This is a genomic window from Streptomyces sp. NBRC 110028 (assembly GCF_001417735.1).
Lineage (GTDB): Bacteria > Actinomycetota > Actinomycetes > Streptomycetales > Streptomycetaceae > Streptomyces.
The window spans coordinates 191,758-202,658 of the sequence record NZ_BBUZ01000036.1; the positions used below are offsets into that span (position 1 = coordinate 191,758).

At 70.5% G+C, this 10,901-nt stretch carries 12 protein-coding genes; 7 read left to right on the forward strand and 5 right to left on the reverse strand.

The features are described 5' to 3' along the window. Positions 1 to 186: 186 nt before the first annotated feature. From rplM to glmM, 3 genes are all read left to right on the forward strand, one after another. Entirely contained in the window at positions 187 to 630 is a 444-nt protein-coding gene (rplM, locus tag ASC60_RS29290) for a 50S ribosomal protein L13 (RefSeq protein WP_055556133.1), read from the forward strand. 41 nt (positions 631 to 671) lie between these two features. Continuing rightward, positions 672 to 1,175 (forward strand): 30S ribosomal protein S9, encoded by a 504-nt coding sequence (gene rpsI, locus ASC60_RS29295; RefSeq protein WP_055556135.1) that lies wholly within the window; start codon positions 672 to 674, stop codon positions 1,173 to 1,175. A 177-nt stretch (positions 1,176 to 1,352) separates the two neighbouring features. After that, complete coding sequence (glmM, locus tag ASC60_RS29300) at positions 1,353 to 2,711, forward strand: phosphoglucosamine mutase (protein ID WP_055556137.1); 1,359 nt, start codon at positions 1,353 to 1,355, stop codon at positions 2,709 to 2,711. 61 nt (positions 2,712 to 2,772) lie between these two features. On the opposite strand, the gene ASC60_RS29305 is transcribed toward glmM, so the two are convergent. Together ASC60_RS29305 and coaA are read right to left on the reverse strand one after the other, a co-directional pair. After that, positions 2,773 to 3,693, reverse strand: a complete 921-nt coding sequence (locus ASC60_RS29305) for a DUF389 domain-containing protein (RefSeq protein WP_055556139.1) — start codon at positions 3,691 to 3,693, stop codon at positions 2,773 to 2,775. A gap of 12 nt (positions 3,694 to 3,705) precedes the next feature. Continuing rightward, positions 3,706 to 4,722 carry a type I pantothenate kinase gene (gene coaA, locus ASC60_RS29310; RefSeq protein WP_055556140.1) on the reverse strand — a complete coding sequence of 339 codons (1,017 nt, stop codon included), beginning with the start codon at positions 4,720 to 4,722 and terminating at the stop codon, positions 3,706 to 3,708. A gap of 170 nt (positions 4,723 to 4,892) precedes the next feature. On the opposite strand from coaA, the gene glmS reads away from it, so the two are divergent. Then, positions 4,893 to 6,740 (forward strand): glutamine--fructose-6-phosphate transaminase (isomerizing), encoded by a 1,848-nt coding sequence (gene glmS, locus ASC60_RS29315; protein WP_055556142.1) that lies wholly within the window; start codon positions 4,893 to 4,895, stop codon positions 6,738 to 6,740. Between the two features lie 4 nt (positions 6,741 to 6,744). Beyond that, a complete protein-coding gene (locus ASC60_RS29320; RefSeq protein ID WP_055556144.1) occupies positions 6,745 to 7,113 on the forward strand; it encodes a holo-ACP synthase in 369 nt (122 codons plus the stop codon). Between the two features lie 269 nt (positions 7,114 to 7,382). On the opposite strand, the gene ASC60_RS29325 is transcribed toward ASC60_RS29320, so the two are convergent. Genes ASC60_RS29325 through ASC60_RS29335 form a run of 3 tightly spaced genes read right to left on the reverse strand, consistent with a single transcriptional unit; the run spans position 7,383 to position 9,561 of the window. Next, positions 7,383 to 7,748, reverse strand: coding sequence for a hypothetical protein (locus tag ASC60_RS29325; RefSeq protein ID WP_055556187.1), 366 nt, complete (start codon positions 7,746 to 7,748; stop codon positions 7,383 to 7,385). 14 nt (positions 7,749 to 7,762) lie between these two features. Further along, positions 7,763 to 8,317: a hypothetical protein gene (locus ASC60_RS29330; protein ID WP_055556146.1), complete on the reverse strand. Its 555-nt coding sequence runs from the start codon at positions 8,315 to 8,317 to the stop codon at positions 7,763 to 7,765. Next, on the reverse strand, positions 8,314 to 9,561 hold the full coding sequence (locus ASC60_RS29335; protein ID WP_079038701.1) for a helix-turn-helix transcriptional regulator: 1,248 nt from the start codon (positions 9,559 to 9,561) through the stop codon (positions 8,314 to 8,316). The genes ASC60_RS29330 and ASC60_RS29335 overlap by 4 nt, the downstream gene beginning before the upstream one ends. Before the next feature lie 176 nt (positions 9,562 to 9,737). Between ASC60_RS29335 and ASC60_RS29340 the strand changes: the two genes are divergently transcribed. Together ASC60_RS29340 and ASC60_RS29345 are read left to right on the forward strand one after the other, a co-directional pair. Further along, positions 9,738 to 10,154, forward strand: a complete 417-nt coding sequence (locus ASC60_RS29340) for an ATP-binding protein (RefSeq protein ID WP_055556189.1) — start codon at positions 9,738 to 9,740, stop codon at positions 10,152 to 10,154. Between the two features lie 54 nt (positions 10,155 to 10,208). Beyond that, positions 10,209 to 10,781, forward strand: a complete 573-nt coding sequence (locus tag ASC60_RS29345) for a hypothetical protein (RefSeq protein WP_055556150.1) — start codon at positions 10,209 to 10,211, stop codon at positions 10,779 to 10,781. Positions 10,782 to 10,901 lie beyond the last annotated feature (120 nt).

Here is a 10,901-nt window from a genome sequence, read left to right on the forward strand (position 1 = left end):
ACTCTGCCAGTTCGTTATGCGTATTGGCTTGCTCGTTCTCACGTGAGTGGCCGTTACGCCGGTTCACCGGGCCGATGACCAGCGGCAGGCACTCGGAATGCGTCACCGAGGTGCGGCCAGGGCTGTCGTGATCGTCCGGGTGGCCTTGTCAGGACCACACTCACTGAAGAAGCGAAGGCTACGACCGTGCGTACGTACAGCCCCAAGCCCGGCGACGTGCAGCGTCAGTGGCACGTCATCGACGCCACCGACGTTGTTCTCGGCCGTCTGGCCAGCCAGGCCGCCACCCTCCTGCGGGGGAAGCACAAGCCGGTGTACGCGCCGCATGTCGACGCGGGTGACTTCGTTGTCATCATCAACGCCGACAAGGTGCACCTCTCCGGCAACAAGCGGACCCAGAAGATGGCCTACCGCCACTCGGGCTACCCCGGTGGTCTGCGCTCCGTCCGTTACGACGAGCTGCTGGCGAAGAACCCGGAAAAGGCCGTCGAGAAGGCCATCAAGGGCATGCTCCCGAAGAACACCCTGGGCCGTCAGATGCTCTCGAAGCTGAAGGTGTACTCGGGTGACCAGCACCCGCACGCCGCTCAGCAGCCGGTCCCGTTCGAGATCACCCAGGTCGCGCAGTAAGTCCGGCCACCCCCTAAGACGAAGAGAAGCTGAGGAGCATCGTGGCCGAGACCACCGCCGAGACCCCCCTCGATGTCGAGGAGTACACCACCGAGAGCGTGGAGACGATCGAGTCGGAGTACACCTCCGAGTCGATGGCCTCCCGCTTCGGCGACCCGCAGCCGGCCGCCGGCACCGGGCGCCGCAAGAACGCCGTGGCCCGTGTCCGCATCATCCCGGGCAGCGGCCAGTGGAAGATCAACGGTCGCACCCTTGAGGAGTACTTCCCCAACAAGGTGCACCAGCAGGAAGTCAACGAGCCCTTCAAGGTGCTCGAACTGGACGACCGCTACGACGTCGTCGCCCGCATCGCGGGTGGTGGCGTCTCCGGCCAGGCCGGTGCGCTGCGCCTGGGCATCGCCCGCGCGCTGAACGAGGCGGACGTGGACAACAACCGCGGCCCGCTCAAGAAGGCCGGCTTCCTGACCCGTGACGACCGCGCCACCGAGCGTAAGAAGGCCGGTCTGAAGAAGGCCCGTAAGGCGCCGCAGTACAGCAAGCGTTAATCCGCTTCACCACGCGGTTCGGCGGTTTCCGCCGCCTGTCGACACGCCCCGGCGGCACCACCCGTGCCTCCGGGGCGTTCGGCTATCGCCACCAGGGGGCGTATACCTACAGGCAAGCGTCTATCAATCTCCACGCAAGCTTTAAGCCCCCTCAGCTCGTAATCTCGGAGGACACCAGTGGGACGACTCTTCGGTACGGATGGTGTGCGCGGCGTCGCGAACGCCGATCTGACGGCTGAGATGGCGCTCGGCCTGTCGGTCGCGGCGGCACACGTGCTCGCCGAGGTGGGAACCTTCGAGGGCCACCGGCCGGTGGCGGTGGTCGGGCGGGACCCACGCGCGTCCGGAGAGTTCCTGGAGGCCGCCGTGGTGGCGGGGCTGGCCAGCGCGGGCGTGGACGTGCTGCGGGTGGGCGTCCTGCCGACGCCGGCGGTCGCCCATCTGACCGGGGCGCTCGACGCCGACCTCGGCGTGATGCTCTCCGCCAGCCACAACCCGATGCCCGACAACGGCATCAAGTTCTTCGCCCGCGGCGGCCACAAGCTCGCCGACGAGCTGGAGGACCGCATCGAGACCACCTGCCGCGCGCACGCCTCCGGCGAGCCGTGGGACCGGCCCACCGGCGCCGGGGTGGGGCGGGTCCGCGACTACGCGGAGGGCTTCGACGCCTACGTCGCCCACCTCATCGGCGCCCTCCCGAGCCGCCTCGACGGCCTCAAGGTCGTCATCGACGGCGCGCACGGCGCCGCCTCCCGGGTCTCCCCGGAGGCGTTCGCCCGCGCCGGGGCGGAGGTCGTGACGATCGGCGCCGAGCCGGACGGCCTCAACATCAACGCCGGATGCGGCTCCACCCACCTGGCCCGGCTCCAGGCCGCCGTCGTCGAGCACGGCGCCGACCTCGGCGTCGCCCACGACGGCGACGCCGACCGCTGCCTGGCCGTGGACGCCGTGGGCCGCGAGGTCGACGGCGACCAGATCCTCGCCGTCCTCGCCCTCGCCATGCGCGAGGCGGGCACGCTGCGCGGAAACACCGTGGTCGGCACCGTGATGTCGAACCTCGGCTTCAAGCTCGCCATGCAGCGGGAGGGCGTCGAGCTGGTCCAGACGGCGGTCGGCGACCGCTATGTGCTGGAGGAGATGAAGAGCCGCGGCTACGCCCTCGGCGGCGAGCAGTCCGGCCACGTCATCGTCCTCGACCACGCCACCACCGGTGACGGCACCCTCACCGGCCTCCTGCTGGCCGCCCGCGTCGCCGCGACCGGCCGCAGCCTGGCCGACCTCGCCGGGGTCATGGAGCGCCTGCCGCAGGTACTGATCAACGTCCCCGACGTCGACAAGTCCCGCGTCTCCAGCAGCGCCGACCTGGCCGCCGCCGTGGCCGAGGCCGAACGCGAGCTGGGCGAGACCGGCCGCGTCCTGCTGCGCTCGTCGGGCACCGAGCCCTTGGTCCGCGTCATGGTGGAGGCCGCCGACATCGACCAGGCCCGCTCCGTGGCCGGCCGCCTGGCCGACGCCGTGAAGTCGGCCCTGGGTTAGACACCCCCACCGCGCGGCCGCGCCCGCGAGGATCCCGCCCCCGCCGCCGGTACGGCGGGGGCTACGACCGGCGCGCCCACAGCCACCGCTGCGCCAGCAGCGTCAGCGTCCCCGCCACCACGATCCCCGCCAGGTTCAGCAGCAGCTGCTCGCTCGACCCCACCATCTGGTCGACGTCGCCGTATCCGAGCGCCACCGCCGCGTTGGCCGCCGCCGGGACCGTCGTCACCGAGATCGCCACGCCCACCAGGGCGCCCGACTTCGCCGAGGTCAGCGACAGCGTTCCCGCGATGCCCGCCAGCACGGCGACCACGAACGAGAACATGTCCGGCTTCCAGATGAAGTCCGTGTTCGGGCGGGCCGCGTCCAGTCGGCCCTTGCTGAACAGCCCGAAGGCGTCCATCAGCACGCTGAAGCCCGTCGTCAGCACCATCGCCACCGCGAACCCCACGACCAGCGCGAGGGCCGAGCGGGCGGCCAGCCGTGGGGCGCGCCGGACCAGGGCGGTGCACAGCCCGGCCAGCGGGCCGAACTCCGGACCGACGGCCATCGCGCCGACGATCAGGACCGCGTTGTCCAGCACCACACCGCACGCCGCGATCATCGTCGCGATGGCGAGGAAGGCGAGGAAGGTCACCGACAGGGTGGACTCCTCGTGGGTGGCGTCCGCCAGGTGCTCCCACAGCACCGCGTCCGCGCCCTCCCCCGGAGCGTCCGTCTCCGCCCGGTCGGCCCGCTTCGACAGCGACAGGCCGATGTCGTCGACGGCGATCGAACCGTGCTCGTCGAGCCCGAGGGCCCGCAGCTCGCCCAGCAGCCCGTCACCGGCCTCGCGCGCCACGTCGCACAGCACCACGTCCCCGGCGGGATCGCGGGCGGCGCCGGGCAGGACGATCAGGTGGGCGGTGCCCACGGTGCTCTCCAGGAGACGGACCACCGCGTCCGTACGGTCGGCCGGGACGATCAGCCGCAGATGCAGCACGACAGGAACTCCTCACAGTTTGCGCAGGGAGAGCCGCTGCACCTTGTGGTCCGGGCCCTTGCGGAGGACGAGTGTCGCGCGACCCCGCGTGGGCTGCACATTCTGCTGGAGGTTCGGCCGGTTGATGGTGCGCCAGATCATGCGGCCGTAGTCCAGGGCCTCCTCCTCGGAGACCTGGGTGTACTTGCGGAAGTACGAGGAGGGGTCCTGGAAGGCGGTCTGGCGCAGCTTCCGGAAGCGGTCGAGGTACCAGCGCTCGATGTCGGCGGTACGGGCGTCCACGTAGACGCTGAAGTCGAAGAAGTCCGCGAGCCCGACCCGGGTCAGCCCGTCCTTGCCGGGCAGGGCGGGCTGGAGCACGTTCAGCCCCTCGACGATGAGGATGTCGGGCCGGTGCACGGCCTGCCGCTCGCCCGGCACGATGTCGTAGATCAGGTGCGAGTAGACCGGGGCCGAGACCTCCGCCCGGCCCGCCTTCACATCGGCGACGAACCGGGTCAGGGCGCGCCGGTCGTACGACTCGGGGAACCCCTTGCGGGACATCAGCCCGCGCCGGTGCAGCTCGGCGTTGGGGTGGAGGAAGCCGTCGGTGGTGATCAGCTCCACTCGCGGATGCTCCGGCCAGCGGGCCAGCAGCGCCTGCAGCAGCCGGGCCGTGGTCGACTTGCCGACCGCGACGCTGCCCGCCACGCCGATGACGAACGGGGTGCCGGTCTGGGGACCGTGGCCGTTCTTGGCGTCGCCGAGGAAGGTGTTCAGCGCGCCGCGCAGGCTGCCGGTGGCGGCCACGTACAGGTTGAGCAGCCGGGACAGCGGCAGGTAGACGTCCCGTACCTCGTCCAGGTCGATGACGTCGCCGAGACCGCGCAGCCGCTCGACCTCCTCGGCGGTCAGCGGCAGCGGAGTCTTCTCCCGCAGCGCGCTCCACTCCTCGCGGGAGAGGTCCACATACGGGGTCGCCTCGCCGCCCCGCCGCTGCGCGGCGCGCACGGGGCCGGAGCGCGCCTCGCGCGCGGTAGACGTGATCATCCCTTTATTGTCATGGCTGGGCCCGCCGGAGGCGTGGGCCGGTGGGCGTGGAGTCTGTCACCCCGTGCCAGGCACGGCCCCGCGACAAGCGTCCGTTATGCGGCCACATGCGAGGGTCGACGCGCGGGCGGTGGTCGGCCCCCGGACCGGTGGGTCGTACGCTGCACTGCATGTGCGGAATCGTTGGTTACGTGGGAGGGCAGTCCGCCCTCGATGTCGTCCTCGCCGGGCTCAAGCGGCTGGAGTACCGCGGCTATGACTCGGCCGGGGTGGCCGTCCTGGCCGACGGCGGGCTCGCCGCCGCCAAGAAGGCGGGCAAGCTCGCCAACCTGGAGAAGGAGCTGTCCGACCGGCCGCTGCCCAGCGGCGCCACCGGCATCGGCCACACCCGGTGGGCCACCCACGGCGGGCCGACCGACGCCAACGCCCATCCGCACCTGGACAACGCGGGCCGGGTGTCCGTCGTCCACAACGGCATCATCGAGAACTTCGCCGCCCTGCGCGCCGAGCTGGCCGACCGCGGCCACGAGCTGGCCTCCGAGACGGACACCGAGGTCGTCGCCCATCTGCTCGCCGAGTCCTTCTCCTCCTGCGGCGACCTCGCCGAGGCCATGCGCCAGGTGTGCCGCCGCCTGGAGGGCGCCTTCACCCTCGTCGCCGTGCACGCCGACGCGCCCGACGTGGTGGTCGGCGCCCGCCGCAACTCGCCGCTGGTCGTCGGCGTCGGCGAGGACGAGGCGTTCCTCGCCTCCGACGTGGCCGCGTTCATCGCCCACACCCGCGAGGCCATCGAGCTGGGCCAGGACCAGGTCGTCGAGGCCCGCCGTGACGGCGTCGTCGTCACCGACTTCGACGGGGCACCCGCCGAGGTCCGCCCGTACCACGTGGACTGGGACGCCTCCGCCGCCGAGAAGGGCGGCTACGACTACTTCATGCTCAAGGAGATCGCCGAGCAGCCGAAGGCGGTCGCCGACACCCTCCTCGGCCGCATCGACCTGGCCGGGAACCTCTGCCTGGACGAGGTCCGCATCCCCGCCTCCGTGCTGCGCGAGGTCAGCAAGGTCGTCATCGTGGCGTGCGGTACGGCGTACCACGCCGGCATGATCGCCAAGTACGCCATCGAGCACTGGACCCGTATCCCCTGCGAAACGGAGCTGGCCAGCGAGTTCCGCTATCGGGATCCCATCCTCGACCAGCGCACCCTCGTCATCGCCATCTCGCAGTCCGGCGAGACCATGGACACCCTGATGGCGCTGCGGCACGCCCGCGAGCAGGGCGCCAAGGTGCTCGCCATCTGCAACACCAACGGCTCCACGATCCCGCGCGAGTCCGACGCCGTCCTGTACACCCACGCCGGGCCCGAGGTCGCGGTCGCCTCCACCAAGGCGTTCCTCACCCAGCTGGTCGCCTGCTACCTGGTGGCGCTGTACCTGGGGCAGGTGCGCGGCACCAAGTGGGGCGACGAGATCCTCTCCGTGATCCGCGAGCTGTCCGAGATCGCCACCCAGGTGGACGAGGTCCTGGAGACCATGGAGCCCGTACGGGAGCTGGCCCGCACCCTGGCCTCCAAGAACACGGTCCTCTTCCTCGGCCGCCACGTCGGCTTCCCCGTCGCCCTGGAGGGCGCGCTCAAGCTCAAGGAACTGGCGTACATGCACGCCGAGGGCTTCGCCGCGGGCGAGCTGAAGCACGGGCCGATCGCGCTGATCGAGCAGGACGTGCCGGTCGTCGTGGTCGTCCCGTCGCCGCGCGGGCGGTCCGTCCTCCACGACAAGATCGTCTCCAACATCCAGGAGATCCGGGCCCGCGGCGCCCGCACCATCGTGATCGCCGAGCGGGGGGATGAGACGGTCGCCCCGTACGCCGACCACCTCATCGAGATCCCCGTCACCCCCACGCTGCTCCAGCCGCTGGTGGCCACCGTGCCGCTGCAGGTCTTCGCCTGCGAGCTGGCCACGGCCCGCGGCAACGAGGTCGACCAGCCGCGCAACCTGGCCAAGTCGGTGACCGTCGAGTGACCGCGTGATCGTCGGGGTGGGCATCGACGTCGCGGAGATCGACCGCTTCGCGGCGTCGCTGGACCGTACGCCGGGGCTGGCGGCGCGCCTGTTCGTCGAGGCCGAGCTGTGCCTGCCCGGCGGTGAGCGCCGCGGCCCCGCCTCGCTGGCCGCCCGCTTCGCCGCCAAGGAGGCCCTGGCCAAGGCCCTGGGCGCCCCGGGCGGCCTGCGCTGGACCGACGCCGAGGTCTGGACCGAGCCGGGCGGCCGTCCGCGCCTGTCCGTGCGCGGCACGGTCGCGGCGCGCGCCGACGAGCTGGGCGTACGGGCCTGGCACGTCTCGCTGAGCCACGACGCGGGGGTCGCGTCGGCGGTGGTGATCGCGGAGGGGTGAGGGTGGGGGGTTGCCGCGAGTGCCGGGTGCGGGTGCGTGGTGGTGCGCCCGGGGCTGGTCCTGGGTGCCGGGTGCGGCGCCTCCGGGGCACGGCCCTGGACCGTATATTTACGGCGCCGCCGCTCGGAGACGTGGGGTGAACGCCGTCCGATCGGCGCCACACATACACGTCAGCGTCCAGGACCCCACCCCTGCGACCCCGCCCCCTCCCGTCTCGTCGGCGGCCACTCGCCGGTGACCCCCGATCGGACGCGTCCGTCCACGGCCCCTCAGCCGGCGTCCTTCTCGATCGTCTCGAAGATGTCCGCGTCCGTCTCCCGCTGCCAGCCGGGAAGGTCCGGCCAGTCGGCGACGTACCCGGGCTTCGGGTCGCTGAAGTGCCGGTACATCTGCGCGGTCCAGCACGTCGCGACGAAGCGGCCCTTCTGGTCCCGCGTGAGCCGCCCCGCGTGCCCCTCGCTCACCTCCAGGAACTGCCGCACCTGCGCGTACACCGCCCCGGCGGCCGCCCGCTCCCACTCCGGGGTGTCCTCCCACGACGTCACGTAGCCCGGCTTGGGCTCCCCGGGAAAGTGCCGCCGCACCCCCGCGATCCACGCCTCCCGGAACAACCGGGCACCCTCGGTTTGCGACATGCCTATCCCTTTCGTCACCGTGCCGGACTCCACCCTCGCGCCACCCGCACCATGGCCATCAGGACCGGCGAATCCGGCGACGGCCGGCTCTCCCCGATGTCCTCGTAGCCCCATGACTCGTACAGCCGATGCACCTTTCCCTCACCCGCCAGCGGGTTGACCATGAGCGTCACCTGCTCTTCGGACCGCTTGGAGAGCAGCTCGTCATGAATGCCCCGGGAGGTTCCGGTCTTCCGCCAGGGGACGCGGACCATCATTTCCTTCAGCGCCAGCGTCGGGAACCGCGTAAGTGCCGACGCCGGCGGTGGCGTGACCCGCTTCCAATAGCGGTCACCGTGCTCGATAGTGTTGCCGTACGCGTACCCGGCGGCCTCGTCCCCGTCGTAACCGACCACCGCCTCCCAGCCGGGCTCGGAGGCATGCCGGGCCAGGCGTTCGCCGTACCGCTCGACCGAGTAGTGCGGGTCGTGCAGCCGATCGGCCCGCACCTCGGCGTAGACCGAGATCAGCGTGTCCCCGACGGGTTCCACGTCGTGGAAGTGCCGGAGTTCGATGGCCGCGGAGGTCACGGGGCGTTCCTTCGGGAGTCGATGTATGTGTCCCAGGTCTTGGCAGCCTCGCTACGGGGCGCCGTGGAACGGAGCCGGTCCCCGAACCCTTCCAACATCCGGGTCACCCGAGGGTGGGAGCCGGTGGAGACGCTCATGGCCGTGGAAACGGCAGGTTCGAGATCGCCCTGCCCCAGCTGTGCCTGAGCGAGCCGGGCAGTGGCGATGGCCCGGCTCCGACGCAAGTGAGGGCGGAGGAGGGCGATGCCGCGGTGGGCATGAGCCTCGGCCTGGGCAAAGTTTCCCAACCCGAGGTGTGCCGTAAGGGCGAGGCTCTCGATTTCCGCCTGGCCGAAGAAGGCCGTCATCCATGTCGGACGATCGGCACCTGGATCGGCACGGCCGAAGGCGGCTTGAGCTTGGCCGATGGCTCGCTCCACTGCCACGGCATCGCGAGTGAGGCCGAAGATGGCGGCATGCCGCGCATGGCCCAGCGAGGCGAAGAGAGGGTCGCGGCGGGTGATGGGCAGACCCCGCGCCACATCGTTCGCGGCCAGGGCATCGATGGGTCGTCCGAGGTGCCGGTAGAGGCTGCCGGCGTGAGACCAGATGCGGAACTGGATGGTCGGATCGCCGGACATGGCGGCGAGGCTGGACGCCCGGCCCAAGTACCGCTGGGCCTCATCGAAGCGACGGCCGTCGATCGCGGCCCACAGGGCACTGGACGTGAACGAGGCCGCGCAGGCGTAGATGTCGTTGCGGACTCGCTGGCTGGTCCTGCCGCACTGAAGCAGGGACAACGCCTCGTCGGCCAGGGCGGAAGCCTGCGTCTCGATCCCGACGCGTCCACCGTACCGGTGATCTTGGGCAATGATCGCGGCGAACTTGGTCTCCAGCCGTTTCACGTCACCGTGTCCTACTCGCCGGGGAGCGGCGAGCCCGGGAACGACGGCCGCGGTTGCGGTGCCGGCGGCCGAGGTCATGAAGGTACGTCGCCGCACAGGGTCCTCCTGTGGTGGTGCGGTCCGTGGTGAGGCGAACCCCAGGTCTTCGACGGAACACCCGAAGATCTTCTCCAGCGCCGCACACGTCCGTCCGATGGGACGCTTGGTGCTCCCGTTCACCAGATTGCGGACGGTACGGGCCGTGACATCCCCCGGCTTCCCTGTGATCTCTTCGATGGCATCGTTCATCTGACCTGCGAAATCATCCTGCGTGAGACCCAGTTCGGCCATCCGCCGCTTGAGGATGACATTTACTCCCATGAGCTGAACGTAGTCACTCCAGCACTGCCCGCACCAGAGGTCAGGTAATGGCGACGCAAAGTCTTCCGGTAGGCGGTATGCGGAAATGCGGCATCTTTGCCTGTTTCCACCGCGCTTGGGCTCGTTGACTGGTCGCCGAACGCCAGGCAGGCCCTCGGAGGAAAGACCTCGTGACCATGACCGCAACCAGGCCCCACGCCGTCGGTGCCCCCGGTTACAGCGAAACGATGCCGTGCGAGCCGGAGTCCGCAAGCCGTGCCCGCCGACTCGTCCGAGCAGCGCTGAACACCTGGGACCTCAGCCCCCTTGTCGAGGACGGCACGCTGATCGTCTCCGAACTGGTCGGCAACGCCGCCCGTCACAGCGGGTGCCGCCTCGTACGCGTCAGCGTCCGGCTGCCCGATCGGGGGCGCGTATGTCTCGCCGTCACGGACCAGTGCCCGAAGCCGCCCACCGCCCGGCAGCCGTGCTGTGACGACGAGTCCGGTCGCGGGCTGATGCTGGTCGAAGCGATGGCGGACCGCTGGGGCACCGAGTACCGCACCTGGGGAAAGATCGTCTGGGCCGAGCTGCGCGCCAAGGGGGGCTCCTGATGGCCCCGATCGTCGCCCGCCCGACCGTCGTTCCGTTCGTCACCGCGTGGAGCGGTGAACACCTCGGACCCGGAATCCGACCTGACTGTCCTGCTGACGTCCGGGCCGCGGCTCGGCTACAAGGTGCCCCGCGAGACGGATCGCGATACCGCAGGAGCCCTGTGGGCGCGGATGACCCACTCTCCCGGTACGGGCAGGCCGATCTACGACAGCATGCACGTCGCTCGGCAGCGGATCTGCATGTACGCCATGAAATGCCAGATCTGCGGGAACCCCGCGAGCCGTGACGAGGACGGCTGGCTGTTCATCAACTGGCGCAGACCGTGGGACCCGCCGACATGGCCGGAAGGTTCGCTGACGGAGCAGCCGCCCTTGTGCGAGCCACACGCCCGTATGGCCGTCGAGCAGTGCCCCCACCTGGGCAGAGGGGATTACGCGGTCCTGAGGGTCCGGACCCCACGGCTGTGGGGCATCTCCGGGACCAACTACCAGCTCACGACGAGCGGATGGCGTGCGCGGGAATCGAACGTCATGGTCCCGTACGGCCACGTCGGCCTCAACGCCGTCCTCGCCTCCCGGATGATCCGCGAACTGCGCAACGTGACGGTCATCGACCTCCCGAAATGAACCAACAGAAGGGACACGACTATGACGACCATCATTGCTACCACTCCCGCCAAGGTCATCGGGTTCCTGCGGCTGGACCTGACCCGGAAGTGCCAGCTCCGGTGCAGCCCGTGCTTCAAC